This window comes from Paenarthrobacter sp. 10L420 (assembly GCF_056395385.1).
Genome location: NZ_JBFTJK010000006.1, coordinates 124,130 through 143,209 on the forward strand (window position 1 = coordinate 124,130; position 19,080 = coordinate 143,209).

Genomic DNA, 19,080 nt, shown 5'->3' on the forward strand with positions numbered 1-19,080 from the left:
GCTGCATGCCTTCGGGAGGACGCGAATCCTGAACCACTCCAACCATTGTCATCAGCTGCGGACTCACTAAGAATGAAGCATGCCGGTATACATGAGGTCCCTTGAAACCGCAGTTCCGCCAACCATCCTCGTGCAGTCGCAGGCACGCGACGTCTTCGCAGCGCAACCAGGCCTGACCCGGCTGGGGTCGCGACTGGTCTCCACCTGCTTCGACTCCGCTGCCATAGATACCCGCTATACGGCGGTGGAAGAGCTGAGCCTGGACGCGCATCCCGAAAATCCACGATTCTTCGATCCCTCAACCAACCAAGTGCTAAGCCCGAGCACCAAAGTCCGGAACGAGATTTTTGCCGTAGAGGCCACCAAGCTCTTCATAGAGTCCGGCAAAGCTGCAGTAGCGCGCGTACCGGATATCGATCTCGATGACATCACTCATGTCATTACTGTTTCCTGCACTGGATTCTTCAACCCTGGTCCCGACTACAAGGTCGTCCGCGCACTGGGACTGAACCCCTCCGTGCAGCGTTACCACTTGGGCTTCATGGGCTGTTACGCCGCTTTTCCAGCCCTGAAGGCAGCCAAGCAGTTCTGCCTGGCAGATCCAGCCGCCGTCGTTCTGGTTATCTGTGTGGAGCTTTGTTCGCTGCACGTGCGCACCTCCAACGACCCTGACACCATCATGGGCTCGGCGATCTTCGGCGACGGTGCAGCCGCGGCCATCGTGACGTCCAAGGAACCGCAAGGGCCTGAGCCCGTCATCAGGCTGGACCACTTCGAAACGGTCCTCACTCCCGTAGGTGAAGAAGCGATGGCCTGGAACATCGGTGACGAGGGTTTTGAAATGGTCTTGGGTTCGTATGTGCCCCACATCATCGAGGAGCACATCACCGGCGCCTTGGAGCCGCTGCTCGCCAAGGAGCCTCAACTGGCAGGACTGCCCTATCGGGACATAATGCACTGGGCCATTCATCCGGGTGGGCGCAGCATTCTGGACAAGGTCGAATCCAAGCTCGAACTCACTGCGGAGCAACTGGTCCCGGCAAGGGAGACTCTCAGGGAATACGGCAATATGAGTAGCGCCACTGTGCTGTTTGTTTTGAAGTACATGCTCGGACAGGCCGCAAACCAACGCGAGGAGCGGATCTGCTCCATGGCTTTCGGTCCCGGCCTCACGGTGGAGACAGGCCTCTTTACCCTGGTCTCTCCCAGCCTGTGAGCCCCTGGGGATTCCTGAAGGACAGGGACTTGCAGGCCATCGAGGACATGGACCGGCCTGATTGTGACCTCCAGCGCCTGGATCGCAGCTACGCCCGCTTCCCGGTGGTTAACCGCCTCCTTTCCGGATGGCACCGGACGTACCGTGACCGCTTCCGGCCAGTTCTCGCAGCGAGTGGCACGGCGTCGGTCCTGGACATCGGGTGCGGTGGTGGGGACGTCGCTCGAAGCCTGGCCAAATGGGCGGCTAAGGATGGATTTGCGTTAGAGGTGACTGCCATAGACCCTGACGAACGGGCATACAATTTTGCGACCCGTGCGCCAGCGGTGGAAGGCGTCACCTACCGGCGGGCGCACAGTGCCGAGCTTGCGGCCGAGGGCAGCAGTTTCGATATCGTCTTGTCGAACCACATGCTCCACCACCTCGACGCTGAGCAACTCGCCGGAGTGTTGAAGGACTCAGAAGTACTGAGCCGCAGGCTCGCGCTGCATAACGATCTCAAACGGAGCAACATCGCCTACCTTCTCTTCGCGGCCGGCTTTTGGCCTTTGGGCGTTGGCTCTTTCATCTGCGGAGATGGTTTGGTCTCCATCAAACGCAGTTTCACCTCTGCAGAGCTCCAAACGGCGGCTCCGGGAGGATGGAGGGTGGATCGAAACGGACCATGGCACAACCTGCTCGTCTACGAGCATGACGGCAATGGATCCTGGACATGAGGGACGGACGTGCTTGACGTCATCATCGTGGGTGCCGGTCCTGTCGGTTTGTTCATGGGCACTTTATTGCTCAAACGAGGGCACCAGGTCCGAATCCTTGAACGCCGACTGAACAGGAGCCACCGTTCAAGGGCAATAGGGATACACCCGCCGGCTCTCATGGAACTGGAAAGGGCCGGTCTTTCCGAGCCGTTGTTGGCATCCGGCGTGCGGATCGAGCGGGGCATTGCCTACAGCAAAGGCAGGAGAATCGCCGAGTTGCCTTTTTCAGGGGACCCGCACTTTCCCTTCATCCTCGCGGTCCCGCAACCAGTGACGGAGCAGGCCCTGGAGCAAGCAGTCCTTGCGTTGGACCCGGACGCGATCGTCCGCGGCGCGGACGTGCGCGATTTTGCCGACGACGGCGGCACTGTCAGCGTCCGAGCGGCCTCAGCTTCCGGGGAACGCACCGTTACCAGCCGTCTTTTGGTGGCAGCTGACGGAGCCCACTCGCTGATACGAGAACGTCTTCTCCCCGACCTCCCGGCCCGTAACTATCCGGATAGTTATCTGATGGGCGACTTCACTGATGGGACAGGCCACGGAGACAACGCGGTCCTGTATCTGGAGCCGGAGGGCATCGTCGAGTCTTTCCCTTTGCCTGGAGAGGTTCGGCGATGGGTGGTACGGCTGGGAGCCCCGGCCAGAGGCGCGACGGCGGCCAACCTGGCTGCCATGGTCCACGCCAGGACCGGGGCCGTGCTGGATTCGGACAGCAACACCATGCTGAGTGCATTCGATGTCCAATCCAGGCTTGCGGGGCGCATGATCCATGGCAGAACCGTGTTGTTGGGCGACGCCGCCCATGAGATCAGCCCCATTGGCGGCCAGGGAATGAATCTTGGATGGCTTGACGCTGCTGCCTTGGCACCTCTCATTGGTGCCTCCCTCAGGGGGCAGGGCGTCGGCCGCCAGCTTCAACTGTTCGAGAAGGACCGACGCCGGGCAGCGGCCCGCGCCTCCTTGCAGGCGGGGTTGAACATGGCGCTTGGAAGGCCTCTGCCTCCGGCAATCATGGCGGCCAGAAACTCGTTTTTTGCCCATGCCTTGGAACTGCCGGGGGTCTCAGCACTGGTGGAGCGGCGCTTCACCATGCGCTAGCTCGTCCACGTTCCTCCAGCGTTCATTCAGGAGCCTGCGGCTGCCTGTTCGGGAAGGGTGTAGTAGCAGTCGTAGGTGTCCTGGCTGACGATCAATCCATCCCGTAGTTCAAAAACAGCTGTGCTCCGCGCACGTATGGTTTCGCCAGCGTCCCAGTGCGGGAGGTCCAGCAGCAATGTGGCTGACCAGTTCATCTCCAGGACTACCCGATTGCCTTCGCAGGTGGTCCGGACCACGTCAAAGCTCTGGTTCGCCACGATGTCCTTACTGTGATCCGCGCCGGTGAGAGTCTCCTGAAGAGTCCTGGTGGACCCGGTCTTGGATAGTGCGTGCGGCCACTCGGTGAGTGTAAAGTCGTGAGCCAGGTATGGGCTGATCTCAGCGGCGCCGCCGCCGGCCTCAACCGTCCTGATAAATCCGAGTACATGGTCCAGGGGGTTGCTTTCGCTCATTCGACGAGCCTAGCTGAACGCGGAGACCGAGGCCCGGCAAGGGCGAACCGTAGTGCAGGACGCAGGCGCGAAGCGGAGCCTTCGCGCTAGGCTCGAGTCATGACGCAGCAACCTCACTCCGAGGCGCCCAGCCCGGCCACTGATTTTAATCCCCTTCAGATCAGGGACGCAGTCCTGCGGCTACTTGAAACCGAGGAACTTCCGCCGATCGTTCAAGCCGGGCACCCCGTCCTCCGGCAACAGGCGGCGCCCTATGACGGCCAGCTTGATGGCGCTGAATTGGCGGCGTTCATCGAGCGGATGCGTGAGGTCATGCATGCGGCACCGGGGGTTGGACTGGCGGCTCCGCAGTTGGGCATTCCGTTGCAGTTGGCAGTCCTTGAAGACAAGTACGAGGTGGATCCGGAGTCGGCAACGGTCCGGCACAGGGAGCCAATGGAGTTCATGGCTGTGCTCAACCCGCAATATCGGCCCTTGGGCAATGAGACAGCGTCCTTCTATGAGGGATGCCTGTCAGTGAGTGGCTACCAAGCGGTGGTCACCAGGTATCGCAATGTGGAATTGAGCTACCTCACGCCAGAGGGGCGCCCCGTGGAGGAATGGTTCTCAGGATGGCAGGCACGCATTGTGCAGCACGAAACAGACCACCTGCAGGGAGTTCTCTACGTGGACAAAGCAGAAATGCGATCGCTTTCCAGCAACGCCGAACATTCCCTACGGTGGTCCAATCCGGACGTTGAGGATGCACGTCGGACCCTCGGTTTCCTGCACGGCTAGCCGCCACTCTTTATGCATCATTCCGCCATATGGTTTGAAGCCGTCGGCAGATGCCTGGCCCACCACGCAAGGATGTGTTCGAACCGCTGCTTTCGGTGGTGTGGAGTCCCCGAACGCGACAGTTCATGGTCCTCGCCCGGGAAGACGAGTAACGACGTCTCAATTCCTCTATCTTTGAGGAGCGCATAGTACCGCTGCCCTTGTTCAAGAGGACACCGAAGGTCGTTTTCGCTGTGGATCACCAGAGTCGGGGTCATGACGGCCGCGGCTACGGCCAAGGGGCTCTGCGCCACAAGCTGACCGGGTGAGGCTCCAGCGTACTCGCCGCCAAAAAACCAGCCGATATCGGACGTACCCGCAAAGCTGACAGGGTCCAGGAATCCGCGTTCGACAATTGCCCCTTTGAAACGGTGGTCGTGTGCGATGGTCCACGCCGTAAGGTAACCGCCATAGGATCCACCCATGATGCCCACGCTGTCTGCGTCCAAGGTTGTGTGGGCGGACAAGGCAGCGTCCAGGAAGGCGAGCACGTCCTGCATGTCCACGCTTCCCATGCGCTCCTTGATGACCCGCCCATGTGATTGTCCGTAGCCTGACGAGCCGCGGGGATTGCACATCACTACTGCGTATCCCGCAGCTGTGTAGACTTGCGCTTCGTCCAAGAACGCTCCCGTGTATTGGGAGAACGGACCCCCGTGGATGGTCAGCAGGACAGGGTGCGGTCCCGGGCCGTCGGGCAGCACCAACCAACCGTTCACGGGGTATCCGTCGTCGGCGGTTGCCTGCAAATCCACGGGCTCGCTGACTCTTGAGTTATTCCGTAGTCCCGCCGAGAAGTCCGTCAGCAGACGCAGTTCACCACGCTCCAGGGAGGCGACGTCGCCGGCGGTAGACGCGTCCAGGAAGCTGACGGCAATTTCACCATTGGCAGCGACAGTGGCGCCGTTGACTACCCGGGCTCCATGGACGAGCGGTGTAATGCTTCCTTCTGCGGTGACATCGAGGAGCTCCACGCTGCCCAGCGCTGTGTTCAAGACCAGGACGCTGTCTGGTCCGCTCGGTTCCAGCGGACCCGAGACGTCCAAATGCTCGACGTCGGTCAGGGCCACCGCATCTCCCCCGATGACAGGCATTGAGTAGAGAACGCTGTTGCGCGCGACAAAGTCACGTCCTGTGTCGCCCAGGTCCTGCGCGGTGAAGAACAGCGAGCGGCCATCGGTGGACGCCCGCACGGCCGTGACGGTCTGCAGTTTTGGGTTGTGAGGTTTGACGAGCTGGGGTTCGCCGCCTGTTGCGTCCATCCGATACACCGACGTTACAAGGTCGTCATCATGCCCGTCGTGGAGAGCGGCTACGAAAAAGAGGAATCTGCCGTCGGCCGAGAAGCAGGGCGCCTCATGGTCTGATTCGCCGAACGTCATCTGCCTGGCATCGGGAACACCAGTTACCCTGGCGCCTGGCCGTTCGTGGGCGGCTCTGCCGCGGGGAATGACAACAGGCTCGCCACCCAATTCCGGCACGTCAACGACGAACAGTTGCTGGCGCTGGTCCAGGACGTAGCCCACGCCGTTCATCAGGTACTGGTTCACGCCGATAAGCCGTGCATCTTCCCCGCCGGAAGTAACGCCGTCGACCGTTCCATAGCGGCCCGGTTCGGCAACACGGCTGGTGAAGACCATCCGATGGGAATCGGGAGCCCACGCAAACCCGTTGACCCCGGCGTGCTGATCCGTGACCTGCTGTGGTTCGCCCCCTGCCGACTCCACAACAAACAGTTGTGCTTTTCCCTCTGCGTCGCTCCGCAGGAAGGCCAAAACCAGGCCGTCAGGCGAGAAAGCCGGGGAAGTGTCCCTGAACCCACGGGTGATACGTCGTGGGCGCTTGGTGGTGTCCAGCGGTACATTCCACAATTGACCGACGTACGCATCGGCGTCGAAATCAGGCCTGACGACGGATACCACCGCTTTGGTGCCGTCCGGATGGATGGCAGGGGCGGAGACGGAGTTCAACAAAGGCAGCTGCTCGGGTTTCACCTTGGTGAGCCTAGCCCCGCCGCCCTGACGCAGGCACCAGACACTCCGGCCCACCGTAGGATTGAAACCATGTTGTCCGACGCCGTTGCTGCCCTCCGATGTCCCGTTTGTGAAGGGCGGTTTCAGCTCGTCGAAGATCCACAGCGGCGGCTCGTTTGCGATTCCGGGCATGTATTCGATGCCGCGAAGCAGGGTTACTTCAACCTGCTGACGGGCAAAGGCACAGTATTCGAAGCTGATTCGGCGGAGATGGTGGGAGCCCGCCAGCGATTCCTGGACAGCGGACATTACGCTGCGCTGGCCGATCGCGTCGCCAGTTTCGTAGCTCCATCGCTGCAGCGGCCCGGGGCCGTGGTTCTCGACGCCGGAACGGGCACCGGGCATTACCTCCACCGCGTCCTGGAAACCACTCCGGCCTCCGCGGTAGGGCTGGACATCTCCAAATTCGCGCTGCGTCGCGCCGCGCGGCTCAACGGGGACGCTGCCAACCTCGTCTGGGACATTTGGCGTCCGCTACCCCTTGCCGATGACGCGGTGGACGTCGTGCTGGTGGTGTTCGCCCCACGGAATCCGTCAGAGTTTGCCCGAGTACTGCGGCCTGGCGGAAAGCTGATTGTGGTGACGCCGCAGCCAGGACACTTGGCTGAAATCGCCGCCCGCACCGGAATGCTTAGCATCGAGGAAGGCAAGGCCGAGCGCTTGGCTGAGTCGCTGGGCGGCTATTTCCACGCTAATTCAACGTACAACCTGGACGTGCAGCTCATCCTCACGGGCTCCGAGCTGGCCGACATCGCCTATATGGGGCCAGCCGGCCACCACATCAAGCCCGAAGAACTCGCACTTCTGGCCGATGAGCTTGGGACCGTAGCAACCACCGCGAAGTTCCGAATCAGCCGCTTCACAGTGGGGGCTTCGGCTTCCTGACGAGGGACTCAGCGTCGGGCTAGGATGGAGGAACAGCGACTGTGATCCCGCCTGCGGCGGAATCCGGGACCAAGGGGGAATTGATGTTTGAATGGCTCGGCGAGAACTGGTGGGCGCTCTGGCTCACGGTCTTCCTCGCGTTCGCGGTGGTGGAGATGCTTACCCTCGACCTCTTCTTCATCATGCTCGGCGGCGGCGCACTAGCGGGATTGGTCGCGGACTTCGCCGGCGCCGATTTCTGGCTCCAGATCGTCATCTTCAGCGTGGTCTCCCTCTTGATGATCGCCTTCGTCCGGCCGGTCGCCTTGAAGCACCTGCATAAGGGACCAGCAGAACAGCGGACGAACATCGACCGCCTTATCGGTCAACCCGCCCTCGTCATCGAAGCCGTCACGGGCACCAGTGGGCTGGTAAAGATCGGGGGCGACGTCTGGAGTGCGCGCAGCACCGCCGGAGTCCTCGACGCCGGTGCCACGGTTCAGGTCACCAGGATTGACGGCGCGACGGCGGTAGTTGCCTCGCCTGCGGAAAACAGCCCGCGCTGATTCGAACCGGAAAACCAGAATTCTGCGGATAACGGCTTGGCAGCCTGCCCGCAAATGGCCAAAGCAAGCCACGCAATTGGGGAATCAAGGAGACGCATGGACGGTTTAGGAGGAACAGCGGCAGCAGTTGTGCTGATTGTTCTCGTCATTTTTGTCATCATCGTGTTGGTCCGGTCGGTAAGGATCATCCCGCAAGCACGTGCCGGCGTCGTTGAACGCCTCGGTAAGTACCAACGCACGCTCAACCCCGGCCTCACCATCCTTATTCCGTTCGTCGACCGGCTCTTGCCGTTGCTCGACCTCCGTGAGCAGGTGGTGTCCTTCCCGCCGCAGCCGGTCATCACCGAGGACAACCTCGTGGTTTCGATCGATACCGTGGTCTACTTCCAGGTAACGGACCCCCGGGCGGCCACCTACGAAATCGCCAATTACATCCAGGCGGTAGAGCAGCTGACTACCACCACACTTCGTAACGTTGTGGGTGGCCTGAACCTCGAAGAGGCGCTAACCTCCCGTGACCAGATCAATGGCCAGCTGCGTGGAGTATTGGACGAGGCCACAGGCCGCTGGGGCATCCGCGTCTCGCGCGTGGAACTGAAGGCTATTGATCCGCCCCACTCCATCCAGGACTCGATGGAAAAGCAGATGCGTGCAGAGCGCGACCGTCGAGCCGCCATCCTGACTGCTGAAGGAACCAAGCAGTCGCAAATCCTTACGGCAGAAGGCCAGCGCCAAGCGGCCATCCTTGCAGCTGAAGGTGATGCGAAGGCCGCCATCCTTCGGGCAGACGGTGAAGCCCAGGCCATCCAGAAGGTCTTTGATGCCATTCACAAAGGCAACCCCGACCAGAAGCTTTTGGCTTACCAGTACCTGCAGACGCTGCCCAAGATCGCGGAGGGGAGTTCCAACAAGCTGTGGATCATCCCGAGCGAAGTTGGCGAAGCCCTGAAGGGCATTGGCAGCGCGCTCGGAGGCGTCAACGGTGACTCCGATGCCGCTGGCCTGTTTGGCGGCAGCAACAAAGCTGCGGCTTCAGAACCGGCGGCTCCGGTGGAATCCACCACGGCAGCACAGACACGGCCCACAGAATAACTCTGTCGTCAGGCAGTTGAGCGGTCAGCCAGGCGGCTGGCCGCTCGCTGTGTTTGCACTGCTTTTGGGTACTCGCTATCCATGGGCGTATAATCGGATATTTGTCCGGCTGGTTCAGTGTGGATGGAACATTAAAGCTTGGCCAGGCGTTGCAATTAGTGATGCAAGGTGTGCAGAAGTAGTCCGTTGAGACCGTAATAACGGCTTACGGCTAGCGCGGGGTTCAGGCTCCGCGAACAGACAGAGGGAGTAATCATGAGCGATCGCAGCCTGCGGGGTATGCGTCTTGGCGCCCAAAGCATGGAAACCGAGTCCGGCGTTGAACCGGCACCGCGCCAGCGGGTTGAATACCGCTGCGAGGACGGCGAGCAGGTCTTCGTAACCTTCTCTGCCGAAGCCGAGATCCCCCCTGTTTGGGTTTCCAAGACTGGCAAGGAAGCCTTGCTCGTAGATGGCGAGCGTCCCGTGGATGCCAACGAGAAAGCCGTCCGTACCCACTGGGACATGCTCCTGGAACGCCGCAGCCTTCCGGAGCTGGAGCAGATCCTTGAGGATCGTTTGAACATCCTGCGTGAGCGCCGCGGAGAGCGCCGCTCAGCTTAGTCTTCAGACTCAAGCAAAAAGGCCGGACCGGTTCCTCGTGGGAACTGGTCCGGCCTTTTCTTGTGGAATTTTTACTTTGCGAGGGCAGGCTGTTTTCTGGTGAGCTTGGCCCACCGTGCTGCGATGCCCCATTTGGTGACGTTGATCATGGCTTCCACCACAATGTTGCCGCTCATCTTCGATGCACCGAGTTCGCGCTCAACGAAGGTGATGGGTCGCTCCTCAATACGCAGGCCGAGCTTGGCCACGCGCCAGGCAAGGTCAACCTGGAAGCCGTAGCCCACTGAATCCACGTCATCCAACTTGAGGGCTTCAAGTGTGCTGCGGCGGAAAGCACGATAACCGCCCGTGACGTCCTTGATTTTCAAACCAAGCATGAGGCGGGCGTAGGTGCTGCCGATTCGGGAGATTGCTTGGCGGTAGAGAGGCCAGTTCACAACGCTGCCTCCCGGCACCCAGCGTGAGCCCATGGCAAGGTCCGCGCCCTCCTTGACGGCATCAAGAAGGAGGGGCAACTGCTCGGGCTTGTGGGAGCCGTCGGCGTCCATCTCGACCAGGACGTCATACCCTGCCGCGAGGCCCCATTTGAAGCCGGCGATGTAGGCTGCGCCGAGGCCTTCTTTGCCTTTGCGGTGCAGTACGTGCACTTGCTTGTCCTCGGCGGCTATGCCGTCGGCAAGCTGTCCCGTGCCGTCCGGGCTGTTGTCATCAACCACCAGGACGTCCGACTCAGGTACTGCTGTCCGCAGCCGACCCAATGTCTTGGGGAGCGATTCCAGCTCGTTGTAGGTAGGGATGATCGTCAGGACACGCAAGAAGAGGCCTTTCCTTGATGGAGCGGTCAGTGTGCCGGACCAGCCTTGGGGCTGGCATTCTGGCGCAACTCTCCATTATAGGACGATCGAGTGCACTACTAAGGGCAGCTGTGGCCATGGCCACACAGGGTTAAGTGCTGAGGGCAGGTCCATAGACCCAGGACCAGTGTTGTCCGGACAGTTATTTTGCCGGACGAACTGTTTTCTAGGACCCTATGGGCCTGCCCACTCGCGTACCGCCACCAGACCATTTTCTGGCCGCGACCAGATAATTACTCGCGGGAGAACCCGAAGCCCTAACGATCTGTTGAGGCTCAATGTTACGGACTTTACAAAAGCTGTCAACCGCGGGTTGACCTGCGGGTTCGTGTATCGTCCCAGTTCAGGGGGCCCATTCGAAGGCAAGGAAATAGTGCCCTCAGACCCGGAGGGATTCGTGAGCGAAGAGCTCCTGGCCTTCCCTCACGGTCTGCAGGCATACAGGATCGCTGCCAGTATCCAGTGCCGGGAGCAAGGGGGTGCGGGCTCGGGGATCGGTGCTCCACGATTGCACACGGCTATCCGCTACTTGCACCATGAGTTCCTCAATTTCCCATACCGCGAAGCTTGCTGGCGCGCCAGGGACGAGTTGGCCCATGAGAGGGTTCCTGTGTTTGGTGGCCCGCCAGCCCGCCCTCGTATGGCCAAGGAAAGCCGCGCGGGCTGAAATGCGCTGGTCCGGGTTGCTGTGTTCCAGGCAAGCCCGGATGCTGGACCAAGGGCTGAGCGGTGTGACCGGGCTATCGCTGCCAAAGGTGATCGGAACTCCGCTGGCGTAGAAGGACGCAAACGTGTTCATTGCCTTGCTGCGGCCGCCGAGTCGTTGCTCGTAGAGTCGCCCGGGGCCTCCCCAGAGAGCGTCGAATGCCGGCTGCATGCTGACAGTCACGGAGTACTTGGCCAGCTTCTCGACGGCGGACTGGTCGGCGAGCTCAACGTGTTCAAAGCGGTGACCCGCCGCGCGGATCCGCTGCTCCCCCACCTCGTCAGCTGCTGCGTCCAATGCCTCAAGCGCAACATCAAGTCCTGCATCTCCGATGATGTGGAAACCGCCCTGGATGCCCAACAGCGAGCATGCAGCAAGGTGCTTGGCGACTTCATCCACTGAAAGATACACGTTGCCCCGTTGACCTGGCGCATCGGAATAGTCTTGCCTCAAGGCAGCTGTCCGCGAACCAATGGAACCATCGATGTTCAGATCTCCCGCCAAGCCCAGGACCTCGGGGCCCACGCTGTCCAGGATCCTGCGGGCATGATCTTCCGATGAAGCCAGCTCGCCCCAATACGGCAGCACCTGCGGTTTGCCGGTTTGCCTGTTCCAGGACATGGCCATGTGAAGATCTTCCGGCCCGCAAATGTGTGGGGCCGACATTTCAGCCAAGGCAACGTAGCCGTTGGAAGCCGCATAATGCAGGGCCTGTTCCTGATACCCACTCCGTTCGGCCTCACTGAGGCGCCGGGCCGCGAGGCGGGCGGCGGTGTGGGCTGTCCTGACTACGCGGCCGCTGTCCCCCGTGAAGCCGTCCATGCCAGCAAGGCCTGCCGACGCCGCAAGGGAGGATGAAACGACGGCGGAGTGAACGTCAATGCGGGAAAGGTAAACCTGCCTGCCGCCCGAGGCCTGTTCCAGCTCTTCAAGCGTTGGAAGGGTGGCATCCTGCCAGGTTGTTTCATCCCAGCCATGCCCAAAGACAGTCCCGGTACCGCCAGCGGCAGCAACGGCGTCCAGCAGTTCCCGGGCAGAGCGAACGCCCGTCAAGGACAGTCCAGCCAAAGCGAGGCCCGTCTCCGTCAAGTGCGCATGGGAGTCAACAAAGCCCGGCGCCACGAGGGCTCCCCGAAGATCAATGATGTCCATCGTGGAATCAGCGATGGATGTTGCCGCTTGCTCGGAACCCACCCACGCCACCGTGTCACCGTCCACCACCATGGCGGTAGCGAACGGATCGGCAGCGGTATAGATCGAACCGTTCCGGTAAAGGGTCACCTTGCGAACGTTTTCGTGGGGGCGGTCGCCGGCGGACAGGCCTGGCTGGTTCATGCGGTGTGCTCCTCGAGCGTTGAAGAAGGTCTGGGTCTCGAAAACGGTTCCGGGTCAGGCGATGGTGGAGTAAGCCACGACGCCCCGGCGGACCAGATCGATGGATTCACGGCAGATCCGCGTCAAGCGGGGATCCAGTTGTGGAATTTTGGCGAGTTGGTCCAGGAGGTCAACCACTTGCTTTGCCCAACGGACGAAGTCGCCCGCAGCAAGGTCCGTGCCGCTGAGCACGTCCTGAAGATGGCGGCCTTTGGCCCACTTGTACATGGGCCACATGAGGCCCAGCTCCGGTTCGCCGGTCAGTGGAAGCCTGTTCTGTTCCTCAGTGTCCTCAAGTTGCGACCATTCCCGGACGACGATGTCGACAGCCGTTTCCAGTGCAATCGAAGGCATCCTCGGGCGAAGGCCCCGGTCTTCACGCTTTGCCTGGTACACCAAGGCGCTGGCCAAGGAGGCCAGCTCGGCAGCATCGAGATCGTTGATGGCACCCCGCCTGATGGACTGCGAGATGAGCAGGTCCTTCTCACCGTAAATGCGCCGCAACCGCTGCCCATCCGTGCTGATGGTGACCTTGCCGGCGTCGTTGGTTTCGAGGTAGCCATAGGCGGACAGGACATCGCAGACGCGGTCGAAGGTCTTGGCAATCGTGTTGGTCCTGCTTTGGATCTGGCGAATCAGGCCGTCTGTCTCCTTGCGAAGTTTCCACCAACGCTCCCCCCAGCGGGCGTGATCTTCTCGTTCACTGCAGCCATGGCAAGGATGCGCCCTGAGCGCCCTGCGTAGTTCAGTGATCTTCTGTTCCTGGTCCGGGAGCCGGGATCCCAGTCCAAAGTCTTCATGCCTGCTGTTGCGACGCGACTTGGGCGCTTCGTCGCTGATGGCATGGCGCATGGAGGAGGCGAGGTCACGCCGCGATTTGGGGACCTTGGCATTGAAGGATTTCGGGATCCTGATCCGGGTCACAGGAGAGACCGGGGCATCGACGTCGTGAACGCCGATCCGGCGCAGTTGATTGTCCGAGGTGAGGACAGAAGGCCTCGGCTCGCGGGCATTGGCATCGGAATCAAGCACGACGGCGTAGCCCGCCAGTCTGCCGCTGGAGACGCTGATGACGTCCCCTGGAATGAGCCGTGTCAGTGAGTCCGCCACCCTGGACTTTCGCGCACGGTGGTAATTCCGTTCAGCGAACTGTTCAGTATCACTGAGCTCCCGCCGGAGCCTGGCGTATTCGGTGAAGTCGCCCAGATGGCATTCCATGGATTTCGCGTATCCTGCCAAGGACTCCTCGCGACCGCGGACCTGCCTGGCCAGCCCTACCACCGAGCGGTCTGCCTGGAACTGTGCGAAAGACGACTCGAGGATTTCCCGTGCCCGGACCCGTCCAAACTGGGCAATGAGGTTGATGCTCATGTTGTACGTGGGCCGGAAGCTGGAATTCAGCGGGTAGGTGCGGCGTGACGCCAAGCCAGCCACGGCAGCGGGATCTGTTCCCGGCTGCCACAGTACGACGGCATGGCCCTCGACGTCGATACCCCGGCGTCCAGCCCTCCCAGTGAGCTGTGTGTACTCCCCCGCCGTGATGTTGACGTGGGCTTCGCCATTGAACTTCTCAAGCTTTTCCAATACCACGCAACGCGCAGGCATGTTCACCCCGAGTGCCAACGTCTCGGTGGCAAAAACCGCCTTGACCAAGCCATCCGCAAACAGCTTCTCCACTACCTCCTTGAAGGTAGGAAGCATGCCTGCGTGATGAGCCGCGAAGCCCCGTATAAGGCCGTCGCGCCAGCCCCAGAACCCCAAAACATCGAGATCGTCTGCAGGGATTTCGTGGCTTGCTTCATCCACCCGCTGGGCAATGATCTGTCGTTCGCGCTCAGTAGTGAGCCATAGTCCCGATGCCGCGCACTGGGCCACCGCAGCGTCACAACCGGCCCGGGAAAAAATAAACGTAATGGCAGGCAGCAGGCCCTGACGGTTAAGGCTTTCAATAACCTGGGGGCGGCTTGCTTTCCGAACTGGACTGCGCTGTTCAGTGTTCTGCCGTTCATCCCGATAGCGGTCCTGCCGACGGCGGCTCCGGCCACCGTGGCCGAATCGGCCGTTGAAGTTCATCCGGCTCTCGGAACGGGCCATTGCCAGCAGATCCGGGTTCACTTCGAACTCGGGGCCTGTCACTGCCTGACGGACAGGAGGTGCCACGGAACTCTTTACGGCGATCTTCCGGGTTTCCGCCGGGAGGGTGGCCTCGTCCACGGCGTCGTCAGTATCGCTAAGATCCGGAACTTCTGTATCCGGTATCTGGGGAGCGATTTCATCAAAAGTGGTATCGCCGGCAAAAAGGTCGACGATCTCCCTGCCCACCATGACGTGCTGCCACAATGGCACGGGCCTGTGTTCGGACACGATGACATCAGTATCGCCCCGAACGGTATCCAGCCAGGCACCAAACTCTTCGGCGTTGGACACAGTGGCGCTCAGCGAAGCAACCTGCACTTCACTGGGCAAGTGAATGATGACTTCCTCCCAGACGGCTCCGCGGAAGCGGTCCGCGAGGTAGTGGACCTCGTCCATCACGACGAAGCCGAGGTCGCCGAGGGTCTCCGAGTCGGCGTACAGCATATTGCGGAGGACTTCGGTGGTCATGACCACAACGGGCGCCTCACCGTTGATGGTTGTATCGCCCGTCAGCAGGCCAACGTTGGCAGAACCATACTTGGCGGCGAGCTCGGAGAATTTCTGGTTGCTCAGCGCCTTGATGGGTGTCGTGTAGAACGCTTTGAGGCCACGTTCCAAAGCCAGGTAGATGGCAAACTCGCCAACGATCGTCTTTCCCGCACCTGTGGGAGCCGCGACGAGGACGCCGCGGCCTTCCTGCAATGAGCGGCACGCCTCACGCTGGAAATCGTCCAATTCGAAGTCCAGCGTCAAGGCAAAGGCACCAAGATATGTCTTGGCCTCAGCTGCCCGGTGAGCTGCCGCCTGGTAGCGGTCTGATGGTGATGGAGACCCGGAAATGGAGGACATGCACCAAGCCTAATGGCCTGAGGTCTAGAGATTCTCCAGATCCGAGGCCGGGGTGGCAATATCTGCCGTGGCTTCGGTCTCAGCAGCGCGCTTGATGGCGCGGCGTTCCCGCCGGCGGTCGTTCCAAAGACAAATGCCGATGGCAGCGAAGAACAGAAGCAGCATGGGCGCCGCCAAGTAGAACATGCTCATGGCATCTGCACCTGGGGCCGCCATGGCCGCGAACAGGCAGACCAGGAAAATAGTAATCCGCCAGCTTTTGACCAATTGCTTGCCCTTGACGATTCCGGCCAGGTTCAGCCCAACCAGGACCACCGGCACCAGGAAGGCGATTCCAAAAGCCAGAAGAAGCCTCAGGACAAACGCAAGGTAGATTTCGGCACTAATGAAGTTTGAAGCGCCGGTAGGTGTGAAGTCCGTGAGGACACGCACGGCGTTGGGCAGCACCAGCCAAGCCAGCAGGACACCACCGATAAAGAGCGGAACGGCAGCTGCTACAAACGACAGAGCCAACCTGCGCTCTTTCTTGTGCAGGCCAGGGACTATGAATGCCCACAGCTGGTAGATCCAGACAGGACTGGAAAGAATCACGCCCAGGAATACGGAGACCTGGACCATGAGGTCGAATGAGCTGGCTACGCCATCAAAGTTGAGGCTGGCGGCGCGGCCTTCTTTTGCGTTCAGGTCCTTGATCGGCTTGATCAAAGCTTCCAAGAGGGGTTGATAGACGATGAAGCCCAGCACCGTCCCAAGAATAACGCCGATGGCAGCCTTGAACAGCCGGTTCTTGAGCTCCTTGAGATGGTCAAGGAGTGCCATCCGGGCTTCGGGGTTGGCCTTGCGCCCCTTCGTCTCTACCACTTCTTTTTAGACGCGGTTGGCGGGCGGAACGTCGGTCTCGCCGTTGTTCTTGGCCTTCACGTCCGGGTGGTCTACAACCCTGCCTTCGACGGCGTCAGAGGGGTCCTGGGTTTCCTTCTTTTCGGAGGAACCGTCCTTCTTCATTTCCCGGACTTCAGACTTGAAAATACGCATCGACTGGCCAATGCTGCGCGCCATGGACGGCAGCTTCGGTGCAGCGAAAAGCACCAGAGCCAAGACGATGATGATGATGAGATGCCAGCCTTCGAGCCTCATGTGGGGAGGTCCTTTCCTTTTGGATACATCCTACGTCTATCTGAATTCAATGTCGTGCAGGGATTGGGGCTGACCCCGCTCTGCTTTGCGCTGAACGCGCTTCTGGCGACGAACTTCCTGGCGGAAGGCTTTGGCCGTCAGGTAATCATGACGCATCTGCTCCGGCGAGGCAAAAATTGCGGATCCGGGCTCCGGCCGGCGCTCGGGGGCCTCAACATCGGAGGTTTCTGCGGCAGGAGAGACATGGCTGAAACGTTTCCCGGCGTCTCCTAATTCGTGAACAGTGGCCATGAATTTCCTGAACAGCCGAAAACCAAGGGTCACATGAAGGAGCAACGACAGGGCTATGAGCGCGATCCACAACAGGATCCAAAACCACCAAGGCATCTGAGTAGTCTAGCCAGCCACGTTGTCCGACGAGGAAACTTCGCCGTATTGGGCAAGCGCCGCCGTGAGCCACGCTTGGACCTCCTGACGCAACTCCGCAGGGTCCAGCACCCGCACCGTCCCTCCATGTTGGGACACAAACATCGGTAACCACTCCACATTTCCAAAGCGCACCTCGGCGAGCAGCCCGCCGTCGGGCAATTCCGCAGTGCGTTCGGCATAGTAGTCGTCAGCCAGGCCAGCGCCCTGCCGGGTCAACTCAAGCACCACCAGGACGTCGTCATCACTGGGCGTGAAGAGCCTTGCCGGAAAGTCTGCATCAGCAGTCGCCGTCCCGGAGACAGGACGGCCATTGGGTTCCAGAGATTGCACACGGTCCAGCCGGAAATTCCGGAGTCCCGACTTGCTATGGCAGTAGGCCTCGAAGTACCAGGTATTGTCCATAGAGTAGAGCCGCAGGGGGTCCACGTCGCGCTCGGTCACTTCATCCCTTTGAGGGGAAAGGTAGCTCAGGCGCAGTTGTTGGCCGTCCCTGATGGCGTGCGTGATGGTGGCGAAGGCTTCCGATTGCTCGGGCGCCACCGACTGGCCTGCAACGGCACCGGCCAAGCGTCCGGCCTGTCCGGCGGCACCGGTCAATTTGATGGTCACAGACTCCAGGGCACTGCCCGGTTCATCCTCGGACAAACCCGCAAGTGCGGGGAGATCGCCGAGCATGGACAATCCAGTCAGCAGCGCCGCGGCTTCGTCCTCGCTGAAGCGAACAGGACGGTTCAGGTCCAAATGCTCCGTGATGTACACATGGTCGTTTTCCCATTGGATGTCCAAGAGGTCGTCCGGGTAGCCTCCGGGCAGCCCGGAACAGATCAGGATTTTTAGATCGTCGATGAGCGCTTTGCGGGTGATGCCAAAGTGGTCGGCAACTTCCTGGACGTGCAAGCCCTGATGGTGGACGAGGAAGGGCACCAGTTGCAGCATGCGGGTGAGTTGGTCTTCGGACGTGCGCTTCCTTGACCGCTGCGCGCGCGCAGCTTCGGGGAATTCCACGGGGATGGCCGGAGACGCATTGAACTCCGCAGCGCTTTTGAGCCGGCGTACGACGGCGGCACGCAGCTCGGCAGGTTCAACGACTTTGACGTGGGGGCCATACGAGGCCAGCTCCTCGGCGAACTGCTCGGGATCCCGGAAGTCCACCACGAGCCGGTCCCGGCCGTCCACCCCCTTCTCAGCCGGTTCCTTCCCGGCGCCGATGGAATCAGAACGTTTGCGCAGGGCGAGAAGTCGTCCGGCGTCTACGTACATGACAGCCTGCTGCACAGGAAGTTCGTTGAGCGAATCCAGCTCGACCCGGGCGTTGAAACCGGCTGGCGGTTCGAAGGAACTGCCCGGTATGACCGAGACTGCAGTGGTCATGCGCGACAACCTGAAAATTCTCTTGGCTGCCCTCCCCCGGTCAAATCCCAGGAGGTACCACTGCCCGAACCGGCTCCCCAGGCCCCAAGGTTCTACCTCGCGCAATTCCTCACGCCCGGTGCTTCCGGCGAGGTACCCGAAGCGGACCGCATGCCGGCCGTGCATGGCTCCAACGACGTCGTCGAATGCTTGTCCCGCTGGCTTGATCCTCGGCTGGACACCGGCAGGCAGGTCGACGTCGGTAAATCCGCCTGCGGCCTGAAGCTTGCGGACAGCGTTGACTGCGGCGTTGCCGAGAGCAGCGCGTTCCCACAACTGGGCGGCAAGGAGGAGGACAGTGGATTCAGCGGGAGTCAGGCTGACATCAGGAAGCCTGTTGGAATCCTTGCCGATGCGGTAGCGGGTTGATGCGGGATCGTCGGACCCGAAACTGCGGGGGTCGGTGAGGGTCTCGATCTCAAAGCCGAACTGCTTCAGATCCACTTTGTCGCGCTCGAACATCCGCCCGAAGGCGACGTCGTTTTCAGCGGAGCCGTGATAGACCTTCTCCCGCAGGACAGAGCGCGGAAGGCCCACCCTGGTGTTGAGCAAGGCAAGCAGGAGATTCAGGAGTCGTTCAGTGCGGGATGCGGACACGCTTGCTACGTTACTAAAGACCTGGGCGAAAGCAGCAAGGCGCGTCACCGGCCCGGCAAAGCCGGAAGGTAACGCGCCTTGGCAGGAAGC

General features: G+C 61.0%; 17 protein-coding genes. 8 read left to right on the forward strand and 9 right to left on the reverse strand.

Going from position 1 to position 19,080, the window contains the following annotated elements; translation table 11 throughout:
- Positions 1-79 precede the first annotated feature (79 nt).
- From AC1DD5_RS11430 to AC1DD5_RS11440, 3 genes are read left to right on the forward strand one after another with little or no spacing between them, the layout of a single operon-like run.
- Positions 80-1,216, forward strand: coding sequence for a type III polyketide synthase (locus tag AC1DD5_RS11430; protein ID WP_442017802.1), 1,137 nt, complete (start codon positions 80-82; stop codon positions 1,214-1,216).
- Positions 1,213-1,932 (forward strand): class I SAM-dependent methyltransferase, encoded by a 720-nt coding sequence (locus AC1DD5_RS11435; RefSeq protein ID WP_477521498.1) that lies wholly within the window; start codon positions 1,213-1,215, stop codon positions 1,930-1,932. The genes AC1DD5_RS11430 and AC1DD5_RS11435 overlap by 4 nt, the downstream gene beginning before the upstream one ends.
- A 9-nt stretch (positions 1,933-1,941) precedes the next feature.
- Positions 1,942-3,072, forward strand: coding sequence for an FAD-dependent oxidoreductase (locus tag AC1DD5_RS11440; protein WP_477521499.1), 1,131 nt, complete (start codon positions 1,942-1,944; stop codon positions 3,070-3,072).
- Between the two features lie 26 nt (positions 3,073-3,098).
- Here the strand turns inward: AC1DD5_RS11440 and AC1DD5_RS11445 are convergent, their stop codons facing one another.
- Entirely contained in the window at positions 3,099-3,524 is a 426-nt protein-coding gene (locus AC1DD5_RS11445; RefSeq protein WP_477521500.1) for a nuclear transport factor 2 family protein, read from the reverse strand.
- Positions 3,525-3,623: 99 nt separating this feature from the next.
- On the opposite strand from AC1DD5_RS11445, the gene AC1DD5_RS11450 reads away from it, so the two are divergent.
- Entirely contained in the window at positions 3,624-4,301 is a 678-nt protein-coding gene (locus AC1DD5_RS11450; protein ID WP_477521501.1) for a peptide deformylase, read from the forward strand.
- Between the two features lie 17 nt (positions 4,302-4,318).
- Here AC1DD5_RS11450 and AC1DD5_RS11455 read toward each other — a convergent pair whose 3' ends face one another.
- Complete coding sequence (locus AC1DD5_RS11455; RefSeq protein ID WP_477521502.1) at positions 4,319-6,334, reverse strand: S9 family peptidase; 2,016 nt, start codon at positions 6,332-6,334, stop codon at positions 4,319-4,321.
- A 69-nt stretch (positions 6,335-6,403) separates the two neighbouring features.
- On the opposite strand from AC1DD5_RS11455, the gene AC1DD5_RS11460 reads away from it, so the two are divergent.
- From AC1DD5_RS11460 to AC1DD5_RS11475, 4 genes are all read left to right on the forward strand, one after another.
- The gene (locus tag AC1DD5_RS11460; RefSeq protein WP_477521503.1) at positions 6,404-7,258 is read left to right on the forward strand and encodes a methyltransferase domain-containing protein; all 855 of its coding nucleotides are present in this window, start codon (positions 6,404-6,406) and stop codon (positions 7,256-7,258) included.
- Positions 7,259-7,341: 83 nt separating this feature from the next.
- Positions 7,342-7,803, forward strand: a complete 462-nt coding sequence (locus AC1DD5_RS11465; protein ID WP_442005310.1) for an NfeD family protein — start codon at positions 7,342-7,344, stop codon at positions 7,801-7,803.
- A 96-nt stretch (positions 7,804-7,899) separates the two neighbouring features.
- Positions 7,900-8,895 carry an SPFH domain-containing protein gene (locus AC1DD5_RS11470; RefSeq protein WP_442017808.1) on the forward strand — a complete coding sequence of 332 codons (996 nt, stop codon included), beginning with the start codon at positions 7,900-7,902 and terminating at the stop codon, positions 8,893-8,895.
- A gap of 255 nt (positions 8,896-9,150) precedes the next feature.
- A complete protein-coding gene (locus AC1DD5_RS11475; protein ID WP_021470504.1) occupies positions 9,151-9,498 on the forward strand; it encodes an RNA polymerase-binding protein RbpA in 348 nt (115 codons plus the stop codon).
- 71 nt (positions 9,499-9,569) lie between these two features.
- On the opposite strand, the gene AC1DD5_RS11480 is transcribed toward AC1DD5_RS11475, so the two are convergent.
- The 7 genes from AC1DD5_RS11480 to AC1DD5_RS11510 form a co-directional block, all read right to left on the reverse strand.
- Positions 9,570-10,313, reverse strand: coding sequence for a polyprenol monophosphomannose synthase (locus AC1DD5_RS11480; RefSeq protein WP_477521504.1), 744 nt, complete (start codon positions 10,311-10,313; stop codon positions 9,570-9,572).
- A gap of 418 nt (positions 10,314-10,731) precedes the next feature.
- On the reverse strand, positions 10,732-12,393 hold the full coding sequence (locus AC1DD5_RS11485; RefSeq protein ID WP_477521505.1) for an amidohydrolase: 1,662 nt from the start codon (positions 12,391-12,393) through the stop codon (positions 10,732-10,734).
- A gap of 54 nt (positions 12,394-12,447) precedes the next feature.
- Entirely contained in the window at positions 12,448-15,417 is a 2,970-nt protein-coding gene (locus AC1DD5_RS11490) for a DEAD/DEAH box helicase (protein ID WP_477521506.1), read from the reverse strand.
- A gap of 24 nt (positions 15,418-15,441) precedes the next feature.
- Positions 15,442-16,278, reverse strand: a complete 837-nt coding sequence (gene tatC / locus AC1DD5_RS11495; protein WP_442017812.1) for a twin-arginine translocase subunit TatC — start codon at positions 16,276-16,278, stop codon at positions 15,442-15,444.
- A 6-nt stretch (positions 16,279-16,284) separates the two neighbouring features.
- On the reverse strand, positions 16,285-16,554 hold the full coding sequence (tatA, locus tag AC1DD5_RS11500; RefSeq protein WP_442017813.1) for a Sec-independent protein translocase subunit TatA: 270 nt from the start codon (positions 16,552-16,554) through the stop codon (positions 16,285-16,287).
- A gap of 36 nt (positions 16,555-16,590) precedes the next feature.
- Positions 16,591-16,941, reverse strand: coding sequence for a hypothetical protein (locus tag AC1DD5_RS11505; RefSeq protein WP_442005316.1), 351 nt, complete (start codon positions 16,939-16,941; stop codon positions 16,591-16,593).
- Positions 16,942-16,950: 9 nt separating this feature from the next.
- Complete coding sequence (locus AC1DD5_RS11510) at positions 16,951-18,990, reverse strand: helix-turn-helix transcriptional regulator (RefSeq protein WP_477521507.1); 2,040 nt, start codon at positions 18,988-18,990, stop codon at positions 16,951-16,953.
- Between the last annotated feature and the right edge of the window lie 90 nt (positions 18,991-19,080).